Source organism: Bacillus sp. Root920, assembly GCF_001429445.1.
Lineage (GTDB): Bacteria > Bacillota > Bacilli > Bacillales > Bacillaceae > Bacillus > Bacillus safensis.
In genome coordinates, this window is sequence record NZ_LMJV01000001.1 from 1 (window position 1) to 22,156 (window position 22,156).

Annotated in this window: 18 protein-coding genes; 9 read left to right on the forward strand and 9 right to left on the reverse strand. The window is 43.0% G+C overall.

Annotated elements, in window-relative coordinates; all coding sequences use genetic code 11:
• On the forward strand, positions 1–218 hold a 218-nt coding region (locus ASE42_RS18415), incomplete at its 5' end, for an IS3 family transposase (RefSeq protein WP_156403006.1).
• A gap of 192 nt (positions 219–410) precedes the next feature.
• Here ASE42_RS18415 and ASE42_RS00005 read toward each other — a convergent pair.
• The gene (locus ASE42_RS00005) at positions 411–1,508 is read right to left on the reverse strand and encodes an iron-containing alcohol dehydrogenase family protein (protein WP_080708034.1); all 1,098 of its coding nucleotides are present in this window, start codon (positions 1,506–1,508) and stop codon (positions 411–413) included.
• Between the two features lie 191 nt (positions 1,509–1,699).
• On the opposite strand from ASE42_RS00005, the gene ASE42_RS00010 reads away from it, so the two are divergent.
• Both ASE42_RS00010 and ASE42_RS00015 read left to right on the forward strand, forming a co-directional pair.
• Complete coding sequence (locus ASE42_RS00010; RefSeq protein ID WP_056764923.1) at positions 1,700–2,668, forward strand: rhodanese-related sulfurtransferase; 969 nt, start codon at positions 1,700–1,702, stop codon at positions 2,666–2,668.
• Positions 2,669–3,010: 342 nt separating this feature from the next.
• Complete coding sequence (locus ASE42_RS00015; protein ID WP_034283122.1) at positions 3,011–4,630, forward strand: APC family permease; 1,620 nt, start codon at positions 3,011–3,013, stop codon at positions 4,628–4,630.
• A 35-nt stretch (positions 4,631–4,665) separates the two neighbouring features.
• Here the strand turns inward: ASE42_RS00015 and ASE42_RS00020 are convergent, their stop codons facing one another.
• On the reverse strand, positions 4,666–4,866 hold the full coding sequence (locus tag ASE42_RS00020) for a hypothetical protein (protein WP_024424410.1): 201 nt from the start codon (positions 4,864–4,866) through the stop codon (positions 4,666–4,668).
• Positions 4,867–5,051: 185 nt separating this feature from the next.
• Here ASE42_RS00020 and licT point away from each other — a divergent pair, with 185 nt between their 5' ends.
• From licT to ASE42_RS00040, 4 genes are all read left to right on the forward strand, one after another.
• Entirely contained in the window at positions 5,052–5,888 is an 837-nt protein-coding gene (gene licT / locus ASE42_RS00025; RefSeq protein ID WP_056764926.1) for a BglG family transcription antiterminator LicT, read from the forward strand.
• Positions 5,889–6,123: 235 nt separating this feature from the next.
• Positions 6,124–7,983: a beta-glucoside-specific PTS transporter subunit IIABC gene (locus ASE42_RS00030; RefSeq protein WP_056764929.1), complete on the forward strand. Its 1,860-nt coding sequence runs from the start codon at positions 6,124–6,126 to the stop codon at positions 7,981–7,983.
• 19 nt (positions 7,984–8,002) lie between these two features.
• A complete protein-coding gene (locus ASE42_RS00035) occupies positions 8,003–9,424 on the forward strand; it encodes a glycoside hydrolase family 1 protein (RefSeq protein ID WP_024424407.1) in 1,422 nt (473 codons plus the stop codon).
• A gap of 377 nt (positions 9,425–9,801) precedes the next feature.
• Positions 9,802–10,539 carry a hypothetical protein gene (locus ASE42_RS00040; protein WP_024424406.1) on the forward strand — a complete coding sequence of 246 codons (738 nt, stop codon included), beginning with the start codon at positions 9,802–9,804 and terminating at the stop codon, positions 10,537–10,539.
• Positions 10,540–10,554: 15 nt separating this feature from the next.
• Here ASE42_RS00040 and ASE42_RS00045 read toward each other — a convergent pair whose 3' ends face one another.
• On the reverse strand, positions 10,555–10,890 hold the full coding sequence (locus tag ASE42_RS00045) for a hypothetical protein (protein ID WP_024424405.1): 336 nt from the start codon (positions 10,888–10,890) through the stop codon (positions 10,555–10,557).
• 346 nt (positions 10,891–11,236) lie between these two features.
• On the opposite strand from ASE42_RS00045, the gene arr reads away from it, so the two are divergent.
• Entirely contained in the window at positions 11,237–11,653 is a 417-nt protein-coding gene (gene arr / locus ASE42_RS00050) for an NAD(+)--rifampin ADP-ribosyltransferase (protein WP_024424404.1), read from the forward strand.
• Positions 11,654–11,710: 57 nt separating this feature from the next.
• On the opposite strand, the gene ASE42_RS00055 is transcribed toward arr, so the two are convergent.
• Genes ASE42_RS00055 through ASE42_RS00080 form a run of 6 tightly spaced genes read right to left on the reverse strand, consistent with a single transcriptional unit; the run spans position 11,711 to position 19,261 of the window.
• Positions 11,711–13,630, reverse strand: coding sequence for a BglG family transcription antiterminator (locus ASE42_RS00055; protein WP_056764932.1), 1,920 nt, complete (start codon positions 13,628–13,630; stop codon positions 11,711–11,713).
• A complete protein-coding gene (locus ASE42_RS00060) occupies positions 13,627–14,511 on the reverse strand; it encodes an ROK family protein (RefSeq protein WP_024424403.1) in 885 nt (294 codons plus the stop codon). The genes ASE42_RS00055 and ASE42_RS00060 overlap by 4 nt, the downstream gene beginning before the upstream one ends.
• A 56-nt stretch (positions 14,512–14,567) precedes the next feature.
• Positions 14,568–17,231, reverse strand: a complete 2,664-nt coding sequence (gene mngB, locus ASE42_RS00065) for a mannosylglycerate hydrolase (protein ID WP_056764935.1) — start codon at positions 17,229–17,231, stop codon at positions 14,568–14,570.
• 28 nt (positions 17,232–17,259) lie between these two features.
• Entirely contained in the window at positions 17,260–18,378 is a 1,119-nt protein-coding gene (locus tag ASE42_RS00070; RefSeq protein WP_024424401.1) for a PTS fructose transporter subunit IIC, read from the reverse strand.
• A 35-nt stretch (positions 18,379–18,413) separates the two neighbouring features.
• Positions 18,414–18,743, reverse strand: coding sequence for a PTS fructose transporter subunit IIB (locus tag ASE42_RS00075; RefSeq protein ID WP_024424400.1), 330 nt, complete (start codon positions 18,741–18,743; stop codon positions 18,414–18,416).
• Positions 18,740–19,261, reverse strand: coding sequence for a PTS sugar transporter subunit IIA (locus ASE42_RS00080; RefSeq protein WP_226340863.1), 522 nt, complete (start codon positions 19,259–19,261; stop codon positions 18,740–18,742). Before ASE42_RS00080 ends, ASE42_RS00075 begins: the two co-directional genes overlap by 4 nt.
• A 179-nt stretch (positions 19,262–19,440) precedes the next feature.
• Between ASE42_RS00080 and ASE42_RS00085 the strand changes: the two genes are divergently transcribed.
• The gene (locus ASE42_RS00085) at positions 19,441–22,107 is read left to right on the forward strand and encodes a S8 family peptidase (protein WP_056764938.1); all 2,667 of its coding nucleotides are present in this window, start codon (positions 19,441–19,443) and stop codon (positions 22,105–22,107) included.
• Positions 22,108–22,156: the final 49 nt, after the last annotated feature.

The window sequence follows — 22,156 nt, forward strand, 5'->3', positions numbered from 1 at the left end:
GCATGTCCCGTAAAGGGACGCCCGCTGATAATGCCTCCATCGAATCGTTTCATTCCTCGCTAAAGTCTGAAACGTTCTATCTTAACAGCATTGATCGAACTACAACCAACATTGTAGAACGCACTGTCAAAGAATACATTTATTATTATAACAACATTCGTATTCAAACGAAACTAAACAACCAATCACCGATCAACTATCGGCAATTGGCTGTATAAAGGTGTTTTGATCCCTGTCTCAAAAACGGGGGTCAGTCCCNCACTGTCAAAGAATACATTTATTATTAAACAACATTCGTATTCAAACGAAACTAAACAACCAATCACCGATCAACTATCGGCAATTGGCTGTATAAAGGTGTTTTGATCCCTGTCTCAAAAACGGGGGTCAGTCCCGATGCCTGTGCTTTTTTATTTGCCTTCATGTGTAGACATTTTTTGAGATTGAAAGGTCTCAATGATTTGAATGGCGTCGATAATCTTTTCTTTAGCATAGTCTCCAATCAAACAAAAGGTTTCATCTTTACGTGCAGCATGGTTTGCCACTGTAAATGCCGCCTCGTCCAGCTGAGTTGTAATACCAAGATCGCGCATATTTTTAGGTAATCCGAGTGTTTGGTAGAGTTCAAGTAATTCCTCTACCTCGGACATTCGGTTTTCTGCGGCAAGCTGGACAAGGATGCCATAAGCCACTTTTTGTCCATGTAACACATGATGCGTTTCTTCAATAAATGTCAATCCATTATGAACGGCATGGGCTCCTGCCATTCTTCCATAACGCCCCCCATAGCCTCCGACTGTTCCGGCTAACATAATAATCGTATCTGTCACATCTGCAAATGCTTGTGAAAGCTGACCTGTTTTTAAGCTGTTGACCGCTTCTTCACTATGAGAAAGAAGAATGTCTCGTACATATACCGCCTGCTTTAGTGCAGCATGCACCATGAGCGGCAAGGCATTTTTTGTGTTACGAATAATCGCTTCCGCTTCATACCATTTTGCCAGCGTATCACCAATTCCGCTTTGAAGGTAGGGAAGAGGAGAGGAAAGCAAAAAAGTATGATCAATTACAGTGAGGTAGCTTGATCGTTTATGATAATCGACTCTCATGAAATTGCCCTTATCATCATAAATGACGCTGAGTGGTGTAGAGGCAGCACATGTGCCGGGAATCGTTGGTACCATGATAACTTCGATTTGAAGAGCATCTGCAACTGATTTTGCGGTATCTAAAATCGTACCGCCTCCGATACCGATAATCACATCTGACCCGTTAAGCTCTTCTGCGATCCATGTGACCGCATTGGGTGAACTGTATCCTTTGTGCTGAATGACAGGCCACTCGGGCGGCAGCTTTGTGTATTGTGAAAAAGCTTGGTATGAATCATATCCTGTCACCACAGCAGGTGACTGAAAAGCAGATACAAGGGAATCTAGTTCATGATATATTCCCTTTTGAGAAATAAATTGGTTAGGACCGCTTCTGACAATATCTTCTGGCTGGATCATGATCATTGCTCCTTTACTACATCATATCATTCATAAATCATCTCATTTAACAGAAAGTTCTGTCAAATAAATATGAGAAGAAAGGCCCTTCCGTTTTATGGAATTGAGCCGCCGACATTGCCTTTAGGTATGTATTTCCTGTATGATAAAGAATGGTATGTTTTGATTAAATTTAAGAGGTGTTTATATAGATGGAAAAACAATACCGCGTTTTACTTTACTATCAATATGTCCCCATTGAGGACCCAGAGACGTTTACAGCAGAGCATTTAGCATTCTGTAAGGAGCTTGGTTTGTTAGGCCGTATCCTTGTATCAGCAGAAGGCTTGAACGGAACGGTTTCTGGAACCATTGAGCAAACGGACAAGTACATGCAAGCGTTAAAAGAAGATCCGCGCTTTGCGTCTATGCCGATCAAAATTGACGAAGCAGATGGACATGCGTTTAAGAAAATGCACGTCCGCCACCGGAAGGAACTCGTGAACCTCAGCCTTGAGGATGACGTGAATCCGTTAGAATTAACGGGGAAACATCTTAGCCCGGTCGAATTTTACGAGCAAATGCAATCACCTGATACGGTTGTGATTGATGCACGTAATGATTACGAGTTTGATGTTGGTCACTTTAGAGGGGCAGTCCGTCCTGATATTGAGACATTCCGTGAATTACCTGAGTGGATTCGTGACAATAAAGAGATTCTTGAAGGGAAAAAAATCCTGACTTATTGCACAGGCGGTGTACGCTGTGAGAAATTCTCAGGCTGGTTAAAGCGTGAAGGCTTTGAAGATGTCTCTCAGCTTGACGGCGGAATTGTTACTTACGGAAAAGACCCAGAAGTGCAAGGGAAGCTATGGGACGGTCAATGCTATGTGTTTGATAATCGCTTAACAGTACCAGTGAATCAAACAGAGCATGTGGTTGTCGGAAAAGATTTCTTCACTGGTGAGCCTTGCGAGCGTTATGTGAACTGTGCGAACCCTGCATGTAACCGTAAGATGATTGCCACTGAAGAGAGTGAGCGTAAATATATGCGCAGCTGCAGTCATGAATGCCGCACAAGCGAACGGAACCTGTATGTGAAACAACACAATTTATCTGAAGAAGAAGTACAAGAAAGACTAGCTGTCATTGAAAAAGAACAAGCGATTTCACAAGGATAGAGGGAATCCCCTCTATCCTTTTTTTCTATACATGACGGGGATTAGAAGATAGAGGAAGTCATTTCCTCTATCTTTTTTGTTTTGTTTTTTTCAAAATAAGGGTAAAGGTAGTTATTCAGTCTAATAGATTGAACAGGTGAAAAAGCGCTTTCTTTTGAAATAAGCATGTTCGACTATTTCAGAAAATGAAGAATTGAGAGATAATATAACAGGCGAAAAAATGAACAAAGGTAAAAGTTCAATAGAAGAAATATTTGCCAGTGAAATGAAAAGTGAGCTGCTTTGAAAGAAAGACGCTTACTTGACACATGCTCTGTATTTTAATCGAAAGGTGTTATGAACATGAATCATTTGCATCGTAGGATGGGAACTTTCGCTTTAATGATGGTAGGTCTTGGCTCAATCATTGGTTCAGGATGGCTCTTCGGTGCTTGGCGTGCAGCTCAAATCGCCGGTCCTGCTGCTATTTTATCCTGGTTGATTGGGATGGTTGTGATTTTATTTATCGCTTTGTCTTATAGTGAACTCGGATCGATGTTTCCTGAGGCAGGCGGAATGGTCAAATATACGCAATATTCACACGGATCTTTTATTGGGTTTATTGCAGCTTGGGCGAACTGGATCGCCATTGTCTCCGTGATACCAGTTGAGGCGGTTGCTTCCGTCCAGTACATGAGCTCTTGGCCTTGGGAGTGGGCAAAGTGGACATCTCATTTGGTCACCAAAGGGGTATTGACGACAGAAGGTCTTATGGTTGCCAGTGTACTTCTTGTGATTTACTTTCTGCTTAATTATTGGACAGTTGGGTTATTTTCAAAAGCAAATACATTCATTACCGTGTTTAAAATTGTCATTCCAGGATTAACAATTGGTGCGCTCTTATTCGTAGGTTTTCATAGTGAGAATTTTACTTCTGGAACAAGTATTGCCCCTAACGGCTGGGCGAGTGTGCTGACAGCTGTTGCGACATCTGGGATTGTGTTTGCCTTCAATGGCTTCCAAAGCCCGATTAATATGGCCGGTGAGGCAAAAAATCCAGGCCGGTCGATTCCAATTGCCATTGTCGGATCGATTTTCATTGCAACTGTGATTTATGTCCTTTTACAAGTCGCCTTTATCGGTGCTGTTGATCCATCTATGATTGTGAACGGATGGGGTCATTTGAATTTCAACTCGCCATTTGCGGACCTTGCCATTGCGCTTGGGATTAACTGGCTTGTTCTGATTTTATATGCGGATGCGTTTGTGTCACCTTCTGGTACAGGAATTACGTATACCGCAACGACGTCTCGTATGATTTATGGAATGGAAAAAAACAAATACATGCCAAGTGTGCTTGGCCGTCTGCACCCTATTTACGGCGTGCCTCGTCCAGCAATGTTTTTTAACTTAGCCGTATCGTTTATCTTTCTGTTTTTATTTAGAGGCTGGGGTGTACTTGCAGAAATTATCTCTGTCGCTACACTCATTTCTTATTTGACTGGACCAGTGACCGTCATGACGCTGAGAAAGACAGGGACAGATTTATATCGTCCGCTTCGAATAAAAGGACTCAGCATCATTGCTCCTCTCGGTTTTGTCTTTGCCTCATTGACGCTGTATTGGGCAAGATGGCCGTTAACAGGTCAGGTGCTGTTCATTATTCTCATCGGTCTACCTATCTATTTTTACTATCAAGCAAAAGCGAAGTGGAAAGGCTTCGGCCGCAACTTTAAGGCGGGTGCTTGGATGGTGGTGTACCTGCTTGTCATGATGACGATTTCCTGCCTTGGCAGTGACAAATTCGGCGGTTATAACATCATTCATTATGGCTGGGACATGGCACTGATTACAGTGGTAGCTCTGCTATTTTATATGTGGGCACTCAAAAGTGGATATGAAACTGAGTTTTTAGAGGATGCGAAAAAAATCAATGATGAGCTGCGTGCTTCTCAGAAAGAAGCTGCAGCAACCAAAGAATAAAGAAACGGCTGCCTGAACACTCGGGGCAGCCGTTTTTATTTGGATGAAAGGTGCATCACATGCCGTTTCAGCCAAGTGGTGACGCCGCGCAAAACGGCTGCTGTGACAAGTGAAATGAGCACATATCTCCAAAGCTGGCCTAAGCCTTGTCCACTCAGCCAGAACACGATGCCTAAAATGATGAGGGTGAACATGAGCAAGAATAAAAATGATGCAGACCAGAAAAAAGCTTTCACAGAAGGTCACCTCCTCAGGAGTATTGTATGCAGGCTGATGCACGATCAGACCAGCAATGAAGAGGTTGACTATTGATGAGAACTATTGCTAAAGTCAGATAAAAATATCAAGTGATTTGACAATTGTGTTAAGATGAGAGCATATTTTGAGTAAAGTTGTTGGTCATAGACGGAGGTGTTTGGAAATGCAGATTCAAAAGGTTCTAAACAATAATGTCATTAGTGTCATAGATGAACATGGAAAAGAAATCGTTGTCATGGGCAGAGGCATCGCTTTCCAGCGACGTCCCGGGGACCCGGTGGACGAAGCGTTGATTGATAAAGTCTTCCGCCTGGAGGATCATTCCGTTCACGAGCGGATGAAAATGCTGCTTCAAGAGGTTCCGTATGATGTGGTCAAGGTGACCGAGGAAATGATCCAATATGCACATACAAAGCTGAACCGAAGATTAAACGAAAGTCTGCATGTATCGCTGGCAGACCATATTCATTACGCCATCGAACGGCTGAAGAAAAATCATCTGATTGAGAATTCGCTTATTTGGGAGATTAAACGCTTATACAAAGATGAATTTCTTGTGGCAAAGGACTGTCTTGAGATGATTGAAGAGCGTCTTCATATTGAATTGCCGGAGGATGAAGCAGGCTTTATTGCGATGCATATCATTAACGCAGAGCTCAATGAGGATATGAATACGACGGTCAATATCACAAAGGAAGTCAATGCCATTCTCACCATTGTGAAATATCATCTCAACATGGAATTTGATGAAGACTCGCTTAACTTTTACCGTTTTCTCACGCATTTGCGCTTTTTCGTCCAGCGTCTGATTAACGAAACACTGCTTGTCAGCGAAGATCAGGACTTATATCAGCTGATCAAAGTGAAATATCCGAAAGCATACGATTGCGCAAAGAAAATCGCAGAATATGTCTATCAAACCTATCACCGGGATCTCACATCAGAGGAGATGCTGTATCTATCCATTCATTTGAATCGACTGATCAAACGAGAAAAATAAAGATAGATTTTAAAAGAAAGCGTTGACATGAGAAAAGGTGAGTGGTACTATTTGCTCATAAACATAAAAGAATACGGTTTCACAATGATCGTCTTAGAGGATTGTGACTGTTCGGCAGGCAAAACCTAAACGTTCACTGAAAAAGCGCAACAGCAAGCTGCGACTATTTTTGGTGCCCGTTTAGGTTTTTATTTTGCCCAAAAACGTATTTTTTTGAAAAAAAGGGGGTTTTTGCATGAGTTATCGTCAATTAGCAGAAGACATTATTAAACACATTGGTACAGAGAAAAACGTCCATTCATTGGTGCATTGCGCCACAAGGCTTCGTTTCACCTTAAATGACAGATCAAAAGCAGATAAAGCGGCCATTGAAAAATTAAATGGCGTCGTTACTGTTATGGAAAGCGGCGGCCAATTTCAAGTGGTCATTGGCAATACCGTACCAGAGGTTTATCGAGAAATTGGAGAGTTTACGAATCTATTAGAGGATTCCGCTGCTTCATCTGCAAAATCAGGTGAAGAGAGCACAAGCCTTTTCGGGAAATTCGTCGACATTGTATCGGGGATTTTCACACCACTTCTCGGTGTCATGGCGGGTGCAGGTATTTTAAAAGGTCTATTAGGCATCTGTATCAACGCGAAATGGTTATCTCCTGAAGATACATCGTATCAAATTTTATTTGCTGCGTCAGACAGCTTGTTCTACTTCTTGCCATTATTGCTCGCATTCACTTCTGCTAGGAAGTTTAAAGCGAATCCGTTTGTCGCTGTGACGATAGCAGGTGCACTGATTTACCCAACCATTCAAGAATTGTCAAAAGGCGGCGGAGATGTGACATTCTTCGGGATTCCAGTCGTCTTAATGTCTTATACATCTACGGTCATCCCAATCATTTTGGCAGTGTTTGTCATGGGATATATCGAACGTTTCTTTAACAAAGTTATTCATGAAAGTGTCAAAAACTTTATTACTCCACTGATTTTGCTTGTCACGGTTGTTCCGCTGACACTCATCGTATTCGGACCATTTGGTGTGTATGCAGGGAATGGCATTGCAGCTGTTTTGCTGAAAGTATTCTCCTTTAGTCCTACACTTGCAGGTGCTTTAATTGCGATGGCTTGGCAGATTCTTGTCATCTTCGGTATCCACTGGGGACTTGTGCCAGTGATTTTAAATAATATCGCAGTCCATGGGAAAGATCATATCAAGCCGGCCACTGCGCCAGCTGTATTTTCACAAGCCGGTGCTTCCATCGGTGTTATGCTGAAAACAAAGAATAAAAAACTGAAATCACTGGCTGGATCAACAGCAGTTTCTGCTGTGTTTGGGATCACAGAGCCAGCTGTATACGGGGTCACACTTCGTTTGAAAAAACCATTTATTGCAGCCGTTATCTCTGCTGGGGTCGGCGGTGCGATTATCGGTTATTCACAAAGTATTGCAATTGCGTCAGGCCTTCCAAGTTTACTGACACTGCCGATTTTCTACGGTCAAGGATTTACAGGGTTCATCATCGGTATCTCGGTCTCGTTCGTCCTTTCGATCATCCTAACCTATTTGATTGGATTTAAAGATCCAGTAGATGAAGATGAAACGCCAGCAGCCGCTTCTGCACCGGTAATTGAAAACGAACATGGGGTCAAAGCAGCTCATGTGAAAAGTCCTTTAAAGGGCGAGGTCATCAAGCTGGAGGAAGTGCAGGATAAAGCATTCTCATCTGGTGCATTAGGAAAGGGCGCAGCCATCATTCCATCAGAAGGAAAGCTGTTTGCACCAGTATCAGGAGTTGTGACAACGGTGTTCCCAACTGGACATGCGTATGGTCTAACCTCAGAAAGCGGAGCAGAGGTACTCATTCACATCGGATTGGATACCGTACAATTAGGCGGAAAGCATTTTACCCCGAAGGTTGTTCAGGGGCAAACTATCACAGAAGGCGAACTGCTTGCTGAGTTTGACATAGAAGCCATCCAAGCTTCAGGCCTGTCAGTCACAACACCCGTTATTATTACCAATTCAGGTGAGTTTAGCGATATCATTGAAACAGAAGAGAAACAAATCACACCAGGCCAATCATTTTTACATCTAGTTTAATCAAAAGGAGGAAGAAATCATGAGATATTCAACACTAGCATCATTTCCAAAAGACTTTTTCTGGGGCGGATCTACTTCCGCCTATCAGGTAGAGGGTGCGTGGAACGAGGATGGCAAGGGGCCTTCTGTCATTGACATGAGAGCAAGTTATCCTGAAGGGACAACGGATTTTAAAGTGGCAAGCGATCACTATCACCGTTATAAAGAGGATGTGAAGATGTTTGCGGAAATGGGCTTGAAGGCTTATCGCTTTTCCATTGCGTGGACACGGATCATTCCAGATGGAGATGGGGAGATCAATCAAAAGGGGATTGAATTCTATCATTCACTCATCGATGAATTGCGCCGCTATGGCATTGAACCAATCGTGACAATGTATCATTTTGATCTGCCTCATGCGCTTCAAGTAAAGGGCGGGTGGTCTAACCGCGGGACAGTGGATGCGTTTGAACGCTATGCAGAGGTGCTATTCAAGGAGTATGGTCAGAAGGTAAACTATTGGCTGACCATTAATGAACAAAACATGATGATCTTACATGGATCAGCGCTAGGTACACTTGATCCAAATTTAGAAAATCCGAAAAAAGAACTGTATCAGCAGAATCATCATATGCTTGTTGCACAGGCAAAAGCCATGACGCTTTGTCATCAAATGCTGCCTGAAGCGAAAATTGGACCAGCGCCAAACATTGCGCTCATTTATCCGGCTTCTCCAAAGCCTGAAGATGTGCTTGCTGCGGCGAATTACAATGCGATCCGCAACTGGCTTTATCTTGATATGGCGGTGTTCGGCCGTTATAACAACCTGGCTTGGGCGTACATGAAAGAAAAAGACATTCTTCCTGTCATCGAAGAGGGAGATATGGATATTTTGAAAAGCGCGAAGCCAGACTTCATTGCCTTTAACTACTACACCTCACAAACAGTTGAAGCGAGTAAAGGAGATGGCAACGACGAATTTGCACGCGGCGGAGATCAGCATTTGAAATCAGGTGAAGATGGCGTCTACAAAGGCGGCAACAACCCATTCTTAAGTAAAAATGCGTTTGGCTGGGAGATTGACCCTGTCGGCTTCCGTTCAACGATGCGGGAGATTTATGACCGCTATCAGCTGCCGCTTATTATCACGGAAAATGGATTGGGTGCATTCGACAAGTTAGAAGAAGATGGATCAATTCAGGATGATTATCGAATTGATTATTTAGAAAAACATATCGAACAAATCAAGTGGGCGATCACAGACGGCGTCGAGGTATTCGGATACTGCCCGTGGTCAGCCATCGACTTAATCAGCACACACCAAGGATGCTCCAAGCGCTACGGGTTCATCTACGTCAATCGCGACGAATTTGACCTAAAAGACCTCAAAAGAATTCGCAAAAAGAGCTCTTATTGGTATGAAACCTTGATTCAGCAAAATGGAGACAACATCGGGAAATAACGATAAAAAAGCCAATCACCTTATGAGCGGGTGGTTGGCTTTTTTTCGTTCACTTTATTGGCAAGATCATATTGTTCGAGTTGTTCTAAAAGGATAGTCTGATCTTAACAGCCTAATAAACTGCTTTCTTTGCGTATTTCTTGCCTCCTCGGATGCTGTCCGAACCAGTCGGGGAAATCTTCCCCGAACTTCATAAGTTAACGAATTCTACCACAGAAATTTTCACCAAAACGAAGTTCTAAAAAATAAAAAAATGATTGCGGACACCGCAAACAAAAAAGGAATTTTCTTAAATCTATCTTAAATCCATTGATACACTCATTTTGATTTGATAACCTTTATTTGGGATTTAATACAAAAGGAGGAATGTGAACAAAATGTTCAAAAAAACACTTTTAACCCTAATTACCCTAGCTCTAGTCATATCAATATGGACTCCATTTTCATCGGAAGCATCAGCAGAAACACACTTTATCAATTCACAAGAATTAGAAACGTTAGTAACACCAACAGTTCTACAAAATGAACAAGCTACCAAAGAATTAGACGAACTTGAAATGAAAATGGGAGAATACATAGAAAACCTTCCATTTACAGAAAAAGAATTTGAAAACATGTCAGAGTCAGAACAATATAAAGTGATAGATCAATATTTCAACAATGAAGAATTTTTAGCTCTAGAAAACCGAATGAAACAACTTGATTCCAAAAGTAGTCAGAGTGAAATCACAACACAAGCACTACCAATATTTTTCGTACCAATCGCAATGACCGTAGGAAGAGTTGCTTTGTGGGCCATAAGATCAAAAGGCGCAAAAGTTGCACTGAAGTATTTGAAGAACAGAATAAAAGGTTTTGGGAAGAACTATCATATCGATTGGTATGTAAAAAATAGAAAAGGAAAAGTCGAGAGTCTCGTAAAAGTGTTCCATAAAAAAGGAAAAAAGAAAATACGAGTATTTGCAGTTGATAACGGAGTCATACCACTAAAACCAGGATCATCAAACTGGTACTGGCATTTTCATGTAGCTCCAAAAATTCAAATACACCATGCTCTTAGAGCATCAGTACCAAGTAAACACAAAGCTGTAAAAGGTAGAACAATACTCCACTAAAAAAGAAAAGCCCTTTTATAAGGGCTTTTCTTTTTTAGCATCGTAATCTTTAATAATTTCAATTGGATCAATTGCATCATCATCTTGTACATATTGCTCTACATAAGGAGTCATCAACTTCTCAAATTGATTTTCATCGTCTACTAAAGCAATACAAGTTTCATATCCTTCAAAATCAGATGGGTATAAATTTGCAACAGCACTACCAGTTTTTAAAGCCTGATCTATCGCATTTTTTAATTCCAATAAACCCTTCCTGTTTCCTAAAATCAATGCTTCTCTATGATGAGTTTCTTGAGCATATATATTACACATCTCTAAAACATCATCATCATCAACTTGAATAGACATACAAAAATCACCTCCGAAGTAAAATTTAGTTAATTATATAATTATTGATGCCAACATGCCAAGACCTCAAACGTCTCATTGGCTACTTAATCCTCATCCTGTTCCATTGCCGCAATTCATTTTTTAGTTTCTTGAGTTTTTCTTATGGCCTCTAACAGCTTTTTATCTCTTTCAAGCAGACGGCTTTGTATGTATTCTTGCTGTTTTTTCAACTTACTGGAGCTTACACATCTTACTCTCTACTATTATTATACCCCGAATTTAATGAAATTTATAGACTGTTTCTCGCCCATATCTAGCCGTATACTGTTATACGCAAGTCAAAAACGATGAGGGGTGTGGCTGTATGAATGACAAGCAAAAGGTGTTAGATCCCGGGCCATTTTTTCATGGGACCAAAGCGGAATTGAAGATTGGAGATCTGCTTGAACCGCTGCATTTATCCAATTATCAGGATAAAAAATCGAACCATATTTATTTCACCGGAACACTAAACGCGGCCAAATGGGGTGCTGAATTAGCTAGGTCTGATGCGAAAGAAAGAATTTATATTGTAGAACCGTTAGGCGAGTTTGAAAATGATCCAAATGTGACTGATAAAAGATTTCCCGGCAACCCAACACGTTCTTATCGATCGAAATCTCCGTTGAAAATAGTCGCAGAATTAGGTTCTTGGGAAAGACATTCCGATGAAGAAATCAATCATATGCTGAGCTCCTTAAAAAAATTAAGTGAAGAAGGAAAAAATGTCATCTACGATTAATGATATATATCTAAATAAAAAGGTCGCCTCATGAATTGGGCGGCCTTTTGTTTGATCTTATTGAAACAACGCATCCATCAGCTCATCAAATGTGTTGGCTTGCTTGAGGGCGCGAATGCGGTCTGGATTGTCTAGTAAATCGACGGCCTGTTCAAAGAATTGGTTCATGCAGGCAGCGTCATCCTTATGAATCGCTAATAAAAAGACAAGTGATACTTGGTCTCCCTGCCAGTCAATCGGCTGTTTTAAGTGTGCGATGGCTACAGAGGAGGTGCCTTCATTTGTGATGAGCGGGTGCGGCATTGCAATGCCGCTGCCAAGATAGGTAGACGACATTTGCTCCCGCTCAAGCACCGAGGGCCGAAAAGAAGACGATACTAGCTGATGCGCCTCTAAATGGCTGCATAATATATCTAATACCTCATCCTTGCTGCTTAGATCAGCATTCATGAAAGTCAATCGCTCTTGAAAAAACGCCATCAGCTCTTTTGAGGGTGCCCCGTGTCCATTTAATAAATGAATGACTTCATTTACACGCTGTATATCATGATGTTCAAAAAAGGCGCTGACCTGAATGACTGGTTTCCCCTTTGATGTGAGAGGCACGGTTGTGATGATGACGTCACACGGCAAAGAGGAGCTCATGAGATAATCCTGATAGGAATAGAGCTCAACAATGTCAAGCTCGTGCTGAAAGGCTGCCTTCAATTTAATTTCAAGCAGTCTGGCCGTCCCTAGTCCAGACCCGCACACGATAATCGCTTTCTTTTTTTGCGAGGTGTCGAGCTGACTTCTTTCAAATGAAGCAGCGATATGCAGGGCAACATATGCCGCTTCATCTTCATTTGGCGTCCGTACCAGCTGTAATGCATTCAGCCCGCTGACAGCCAAATCAAACGGGTAAGGATAGGACGTTTTGATCTCATGCAAAAGCGGATTTTGTAATGATACGCCATATTGGATGCGATTTAATAACGGCTTCATATGAAGCATCAAGTCTTGCTGTAGGATGCTGTCATCAGCAAAACGATGACCGCTTATTTTTTCAATGTGCTGTAAAAAGACTGTAACCGCCTGCTGAACTTCCACTGTCGTCTGATGCTGGGCGGCTTCTTTCCACGTTTGATTCGCCAATAGATGCATGACTAAGTAATCTGTTTCATCCTCTGATAAGGTCACACAAAAAGTGTCACTCACCTGCTGTATGATTTTTTGTGCAATTCTCATCAAAACGGGTGATCTTTGTGTGCGGGCGGTACTGGCGGATATCCGCTGGTTTTTTCGTGTTTGCTGAATCGCAATGGCTAAGTGAATGACTAAATTTTTTAAGGCAATATCTTTAATGAGCAATGACTCTTGATGCAGGTTCGTCAACACAATAGATCGAATGGTTTCAAGAGAAATATCAGGAAAATGGAGCTGCTCCCGCTCGGTGATATGAGAGAGTGCAGGCTCTTCCTCAAGAAGTAAGTCTGCATAGCACGTTCTTTTTTGCAGCTCATCTCCTTCAATCTTTAAGCCAAATCCAGGCTTTGATACAAGGGTCATGCCGTAACGGGCTAACAGCTCTCGTCCTTTTTTTAAATCGCTGCTGACCGTCATGCGGCTGATAAACAGTTCTTCAGCCAGCTGGTCAATTTTTAAGTAATCTGATTGAAGCAGCAGCTTTCTCATCATAAATCGTACACGCTCTTCTGGCATGACGGGGACAAGAGAGCGGGCAGGAAGCTTTTGCTGATGAAGCCAAAGTAAGAAAGCATCTTGGTCACTCGTTAAAAGAGTATATCCTTTCCCGCGAATCGTTTTAATCATGGCCCCAGTTTCCTTTAAATACTCATTTGCTTCCTTGATTAAATTGCGGATAGAGCGGTCAGATAAGCGAAAAGAGGCAGTGAGCTCCTCCAGCTTCACGAACCCCTTCGTTTCAAATAGCCGCTGAATCAGCTGATAGGTTCGAGGATCTGCCGTCATCATCATTGCGCGGCTCCTTGCGCCTGTAAGGCATCAGTTCCAAGAGCGATGGCGCCCATTAAACCAGATAATCCATCAAAGGATGGTTTTGTGATAATTTCATGTAAAGGCTTTGGCAGCTGCAAATAGCCGTGAAGCCGTTTGTCTGTTTCATCAAGAATAAGCGGCAGCATAGCGGGCTGTTTCATCACGCCTCCACCTAGAATGATGCGTTCTGGTGAAAGGGTGAGCAGCAGGTTAGCAGTCATTTGCCCGAGATAGTAAGCATGAAGTGACCAGGCTGGATGATCCTCTGGCAGCATTTGTGCCAGTGTATGATAGCGTCCTTCTATGGCAGGACCAGATGCCAGTCCCTCTAAACAGTCATGATGTATAGGGCAGCAGCCTCCGTAAGTGTCATGAGGATGCCGCTGAACAGTGATATGACCCATTTCTGGATGGAGCAATCCGTGAATCAGGCGATGTTCAATATAGGCACCGCCGCCTATTCCAGTCCCAACAGTAATATAGACCAAGGAGGCAGGCTTTTCTGCTTCAGTTGAAAAACGGGCTTCTCCGAGTGCTGCACAGTTCACATCGGTATCAAGCTTCATCGGGATCCCGAGGGCTTGTTTTAAGGTAGAGAGGAAAGGGAATTGGCGCCAGGCTGTTTTGGGTGTGTCTAAAATCGTCCCATAGCTTAGGCTTTGCTCTTTCACATCGACAGGCCCGAATGCCCCAATTCCAATGGCATCGACACGATGCTTTGTAAAGTAATCGATCACTTGCCGGCATGTTTCAACTGGATTCCCTGTTGCAAAGGAAGTCATGTGTTCAATCGTTCCGTCTGTTGTTCCGTAGCCGCAGACAAATTTCGTTCCGCCTGCTTCAATGCCTCCAATTCGCATGATCAATGCCCTCCATTAAAGAGGGGCGGAATCCAATGGATCCCGCCCCTACATGTTCATTTTTTCTTTACAATGTAGGTTTGTACCTGACAAGGTGTAAGCGGTTCAATGTGTAATGATCCATGTTGTGCTTTGAGTATATGTCCTTCAGGTGTTTCTCCTAAATTCGCTGTTTCTCCGTGTTGTAGAGATGAACTATTGATTGAAGCGGCTGTTTGACGCGTTAAATATGGATTGAAGAGACGAATGACAATGCCTGTTCCATGCTCTTCTTTTTTCAGAGCGCTTAGAATGGCTCCATCTGTCTCGATGTCAAGCAGGCTATAAGTAGATTGTAAGTCTTCTTTTTCATCTCGGAAAGAGAAAATTAAACGACCGTTTAAAAAGTCTGCCCGCTCGTAGCATTGAACAGGGGTGGTGTACCGTTTGGCAAGCTGTGCTAAGTGTCCCTCGCTGACTGCGTCCTTGCTATAGTGCATTCCAAATGAGAATGACAGTGCACCTTGCAGCTGAGCGTCAGGTGTATCAACAATTTTTTCCCCAGATGCGCGTCCTGGACGGTAAAGAAGGTTTTCTTTCCCCATTTTTCCGAAGCAGCGGAAGAGCGTATATGCAATCGTTGTATAGCCTTCTCCTGTGATCTGATATTCTCTCACGCAGTCGGTCAACAGAGCGGCACCATATGTTTCATCACGAAGTGCGACAAATGATTGCATCGGTTCAATGGTGATCGGTTTTTCTTCCCAATGTTCATTGTTCCACCATTCTAGCTCTTGCGTCAGCTCTGTTGGGCGTTCGATTGTACCAAACTGTTGATCGCTCAGTGATACGTTTGATGCGATGCCTGTATCAAAAAGAACGCGCAGGCGATGATCTAACGCATGGTTGTCTACATCTACATGAAAACGGATGACAGCATCGTCTTTGTTTAATGCTACCTTCGCTGTGATCGGAAGTGAAGTCGCAGCCAATTGCTTAGAGCGCTCCTCTAGGTCGTAAGGGACAGTGAGCTGAAGCTTGATGGTCAGCTCTTGCTGCAGGCCGCTTTTAGCCACTGAGATGTCTGCTGATGAAAGATCCTTGGATGACACATACAGGTCCTCACGAGGGGGTGAATAGTTGTAGGAATCCCCATCATCTCCGTTGTCTTCAAAGATCATTTGCTCAGAGAATGTCCGGCCAGTTTGTTTATCTGTGATGTCCAGTGATCCGTTGTCATTTGCCGCAATGCGGTAATACATATTTTCAATCACGCGTCCTTCAGTTTGTTCCCATGCCGATTCGCTTGATTCATCGAAGACCATGCTGACCTGTGTATAACCAACTGACGGTAAGTCGAGGGCTTCAATCAGCAGCACAGCTTTCCATACTTGCTTTGGCATGTACACTTCTTTACTTGGGTTAAGAGAAATTTGCTGTGCCAGCACATAATCTGTGACATCGGTTTTGCTTTTCACTGTGTACTGAAGCGTTCTTCCATTAGCATCCTTTAACGTAAATGGACGTTCCGTGATAAAGGTTTCGACTTCAATGACTTCAGAACGCTTTGAAGGCAGGGTATTGAACACGGTGAATGTGATTTCTTGCTCTGTTTGCAGTCGAATAGTGATGAGACGCATGTGCAAGTCCACAAGATTCTCAACGATTTCCTTTGCCTGTTTGTAGCGGAAGAAGACGTCTTGATTTGTCGTGTCGCTATTACAGCCGCCAATGCTGTCATGTGCTGCATTTTCAAACATGAGGTACCAAATATCTCGAACCGTATCATGCGGATAGTCGTGTCCGAGAGAATAGCTGATCGTTAGGATGGGCTCCATCACATTCACGAGATAGTTTTCAATTTGATTGTTTAAGATTTTTAAATCCGCTCGTGTTGAAAAAATAGATTTATGAATCCGCATATGCTTCGCATGAATGAGCTCTCCGTGTAATGTCTCAAAAGATGTCCGCTCTTTTTTCACGGCTGCAATATAATCTTCTAAACTGCTGATTTCATAGTGATGCTCGTCAAGTTCATTGGCCTTTTCTAATAAATCAGGCAGGTTTTTGCGAATCGGTGCTTGGTCAAAACCATTCGGGAAATAGACATTCTTTGTGGTTGCCTTTGCTTGCAGCGCACCGATTTTTTCAGATAAAAAGGCTTGTAAGTCATCATCCTTCTCAGGGATATTACCACCGTAGTAGTAGCCAAATGGCAGATTCACAGCAAAGACTTCACTGCCGTCAGCACCGCGCCAATTGAATTCAGTATGGTTCGTCATATGGTCAGAAACGCCGCGCCAAAATGCTGTATCGACAATACCGAAGCCGCGATAAATTTGAGGCATTTGTGCGGATTGACCGAAGGAGTCAGGGACATAGCCGACTTTCATCACGTGGCCGAACTGCTGACAGCGTTCAATCCCATATTGCAGGTTCCGCACAATCGATTCACCTGAAATGACGAGCTGGTCGGTTTGGGTATACCATGGGCCGATGATGAGACGTTTCGCTGTGACAAGCTTTTTGATTCGATTCTCATCCTCTGGCCGCCATTTCAGATAATCATCTAATAAGGAAGCCTGGGCATCGAGCATGAAGTAATGGAACCTTTCATCTGTTTCAAGGGTATCTAAGATGTCCATTACGCTTTTCATTAAGTAAATACGGGAGCGGGAGGTGGTGAAATACCATTCCCGGTCCCAGTGAGTATGTGGAATCACATGTACATTGACAGTCATTGATCAACGACACCTTTCTTCGTTCAAATTATCCTTCTAGCACAAGGTCAAAATCGTCTTCTTCTTTCTGCTTCTGATCATGTTCCGGCGTTTTTGGCTCTTTTTTCTCAGAGAAATTCACAAGTAGGTTGGCGCCAATACCGATGACGAGTGCGCCAGTTAGAGCTCCAATTAAATAAGCCCACCAGTTTCCGACTGAGAAGAAGCCGTATAGCCCGCCAATTGGCGGCATGATGTCATGAACTCCTAATAATGCAGCGACCCCGCTTCCAACAGCACATGCGACAACATTGAGCGGAATCAATTTCAAAGGATTGACGAGGGTAAAAGGGATCGCCCCTTCCGTAATACCGATAATGCCCATGACAAGGCCGCCACGTCCGGCTTCTCTAAAGGTTGGGGAGAAGTTGCGTTTTCGAATCAATGTCGCAAGCCCGTATCCAAGCGGTGGAATGACAATCGCAATATTGACGAGAATGGCAGGGAGGTAGACACCTGATAGAAAGAGGGCGTTACCAGCCATCCACGCTGATTTATTCACCGGTCCGCCAAGATCGAAGCCAATCATCGCACCTAAAATGAGAGCGAGTGCGAGTGTGCTTGTTCCATCAGCGACCATACCTTTGATCCATTCAATTAATGCCGTGTTCAAAGCGCCTAATGGGCCGCCCAGAAGAACTGACATAAGAAGTCCGGTTAAGCCAACGGTAATAAGCGGCAGGATGAGCAGAGGGACGAGCCCAGCTGCAGAGCCTTGAATTTGAATTTTTCTTTTTACAAAAAGAGCAACATATCCTGCGAAGAAGCCTGCAATGACGGCACCTATAAATCCGGCATTTGTTGAGCTGGCGAGAGCACCGCCGATAAAACCGGCTGCAAGACCTGATTTATCCGCAATGGAATAGGCGATAAATCCAGCGAGCAGAACGTTCATTAAGCCAATGCCTGTCCAGCCGACCTGCTCCATTAAATAGGCACCGTGCAGTATGCCGCCAGCATCCTTATAGGTGTTTAAATCTGAAACACCAAACCCTAACCCGACCAGTTTTGCTAAACCAACGATAAGTGAAGCACCGATGATTACAGGAAGAATATAAGAAATACCGGTCATGAGATGGCCTTCAATGACTTTTAATTTTGCTTTCATTTTCTTTGCTCCTTTCTATATGGCATTGCTCATGTTTATTGAGATTCAGACTTTTTCTTTTCAACAAGTGCTACAGCTTTAGTGATAATTTGCTCGGCATTTTTTAGGGCACGTCCGATTTCGACACGTACAGTGGGAATGCCTGAGAAGCGTTCCGCATCGTTGATATGCTGATTTGAGGCAATGATGCAGAGGTCTGCCTGCTGTGCTTCCTCTGCTGTAATGCCGTTCACCTGTCCCATAATCCCCTGCTGTTCGATTTTGATCTCGTGTCCGAGCTGTTTACCTGCATTTTCTAACGCTTTGGCTGCCATTGGAGTATGAGCTAACCCTGCTGGACATGAAGTGACACCGACAATTTTCATTGTGTAATCCCCTCTTTCAATTGTTGTTCAATGACTTCGTAATAGTAATCAGCTGTTTGACCTGGTTGAATCTTCTCGATAAAAGCAGGTTCCATTAGACTGGTCGCAATACCTGACAGTAATTTCAGATGTGTGACATTTGCTTCTTCTAATGGAACGAGCAGTGTAAATAAATAGCTTGTGGGCAAATCATCGAAGCTTCCCCATTCAATGGGTTGTTCAAGTTCTAAAAAAAGAAGTGAAGCCGTTTGTACAGCGGAGCTTTTTGTATGTGGAATGGCGAAGCCTTGCTGAAGTCCTGTTGAGACTTCGTCTTCGCGTGTCAACAAATCTGCTAATAGCCCCGCCTGATTGTTTGTAATCTGAAGGTCTTCAGCTTTCTCGGAAATGTATTGTAAAATCTCATTCTTTGATCGTCCGTTTACTTGTGTGAAAACATGATCTTTTTGGAACAAGCTGATCCCTTCTCTCTTATTTGTTAAGCGCTTACAAGTTGATTGTAATGTACTTTTCAGCATGGTTAAATAGCATCATTTTCCGTTTGAAATGGCAAAAAGTTTATGAAGCTATCCGTCTTGCTGACTGAATATCTCAAATCCTAGCTTAAAACGAGTTTAATTATGTAAAAAACAGATTCTACTATATGTATTTCTGTGATATTCTTCCAAGGTATCATAAAAGATAAGGGGGTCTTTTCATGTTCAAAAAGCAGGTCAAATCCTGTGTGATCGTACTCATGGCCATCATTCTATGTATGGCAGCACTACCTGGATACGAGGCAGCAGCTGCCAGTCATGGAACAAGTGTCAATGAAGCCATTGGGTTAAAAAATGGTGAAGTCATCTCAGGTACATTACAGAATGAAAAGGAAGAGTCATGGTATGAAATCACGCCATCTGCACAAGAGGTGGCAAAACATACACACATGCAAATTTCTGTGAAAAGTAAACAAGTACTGTCCGTATCGGTCTATCCAAGCAAGGACAGAGCGATGAAGGATGACACATATTCAAGATATCGCGTGGACACAGCGAGCGGAGAGACAGAGATCAACTTCCCGCATGCATGGTCAGGTCCCTATTATGTCAAAGTGCTCTATTTAGGGTCAGAGGAAGACAGCCGTGATGAGGAAGAGGATGCGGCATATACAATCGGATATAAAGGAGCTAATCTTCCGCCTTCTGAACCTGTTTTTCCTGAAGAAGATGAGCCTGAAATCATCATTATTGAGAAAAAGTACGGGCGTGAAATTCTTCAATCGATTCGTACAATCGAAGATAAACGATTCAATGAAACGGCAGAAGGTCAAAAGCTTTCGCGTCTGCTCCAAAAGACAAAGCCGTTTCTCAAATCAAAGCTCATCAAACATCAAAAAGAGCAGCAAAAGGTTTACAACCATCTGCTCACAATAAAAACACTGCTAAGTGACGTAGAGAAAAATGGTGCATTTAGTGGTCATATCGTAACAGAAAAAGAACAACAGGCGATCGGCTCCCTTTTTGATATGCTCAAAGAAGCAAGTCCGGCATATTTAAAAAAGGAATTAGAAGCTGTCAGTCAAAAAATTGGCATTGATCAGCTTGAAGGAAAATCAGCTGGTTATGTATTAGAGAAACAAAAGCTTGTAAAAGAAGAGAAGGTTAAAACGAATAAGATCATTTTTAAATTAAAGGATGGCCAAACACTTCAATCTGCGAAAAAGAAGATGAAAAGCTACGGCATCCAAGAAAACCGTGTGACATCACAGTCAGTTAGTCCTTTATTCAAAGGAATGTATGTCTATGATGTGCCAGCAGGGCTAGAATCAGCTGGAAAGACACTAAAAGCAGGCAAAGCGGTCATCAAAAGCACGGCAAGAAAGCTTTCCAGCATGCCGAATGTTGAATTTGCAGAGCCTGTTCAAACCTATCGTGCGCTAAGCAACGACGCCCAGTATGGTTATCAGTGGCCGCTGAAAAACAGTGCGCAAAACAGCGGGAAAAAAGGCGCTGACGTCAAATTTGAACAAATGAATACACTGATTGGCACAAGCAAAATGAAGCAAACATTAATTGCTGTTGTGGATACAGGTGTAGACAGCCGTTTGACAGATTTAAACGGGACTGTTCGTACAGACTTAGGTGCGAATCTCATTGGACGAAACAAAGATGCGATTGATGACAATGGACACGGTACGCATGTGGCAGGCATCATTGCCGCAAAATCCGATAATCATTACTCAATGGCAGGTCTCAATCAACATACGGGCATCATTCCGGTGAAGGTGCTGGATGCCTATGGCTTTGGCGATACAGAGCATATTGCACTTGGGATCAAGCATGCAGTGGACAAAGGCGCAAAGGTCATCAACATGAGCCTTGGCGGCTACTACAGCAGAGTGATTGAATATGCCATGAATTATGCTGCTCAAAGAAATGTACTAGTCGTCGTGGCAAGTGGAAATGATGGCGTACCAGAAATGGGCTACCCTGCGACGTCAAAATACGCAATGGCGGTTGGCGCAAGCAACCGTATGGATATTGCTGCTGAGTTCTCAAGCTATGGCAAAGGACTGAGCATGTCAGCACCAGGGTCGGATATTCCGAGCCTCATGCCTGATGGGAATGTCTCATACCTGAGCGGGACATCAATGGCGACACCATATGTGGCAGCAGCAGCAGGGTTACTGCTTTCTAAAAATCCATCCTTAAAGCCAAATCAAGTGAGAAATCTTTTGCAAAGTACAGCAGATGACATCTCATTTAAATCTATTGATGGAAAAGACGACGTTTTCTATGATGAAAACGAGGAGCCAATTGTTGATCCGAAAATCCCAGGAATTGATTGGATGACAGGACATGGCAGACTGAATGCATTTGCTGCATTAAGTGCTGTCGAATTGAATGCATCAGTGAACAAAGTGGAAGATCAGCATCAAAAGGTGACAGGTAAAGCAAAAGCCGGTGCTGCTATTTCTGTGTATAGAGGCAAAACGCTGCTTGGAAAAGGCACAGCAGGCAAAAAAGGAACCTTTAGTGTGAAGATTAAGCATCAGAACAAAAACAAGGTCCTTCACATTAAAATGTCAAAAGGAAAGGCCGCTACGACGCTCAAAACCGTCGTGAAAAAAGGCAAAGCACCAGCTAAGCCGAAAGTGAGCAAAGTAACCGTCAAAAGTAAAGCGGTCAAAGGGACTGCGGGTGCAGGTTTGACCATTAAAGTGAAAAACAAATCAAAGAAAGTCATCAAAACAGTCAAAACCAATAGCAAGGGCGCATTTACTGCCCAAATAAAACCACAAAAAGCCAAAACGGTTTTATATGTGACCGCATCAGATGTGAGAAAAAGAGAAAGCAAAGCGGTAAAAGTGGTTGTGAAAAAATAAAAAAAGGACTTCCCTTTTCAAAAAAAGGGAAGTTCTTTTGTTTTATACT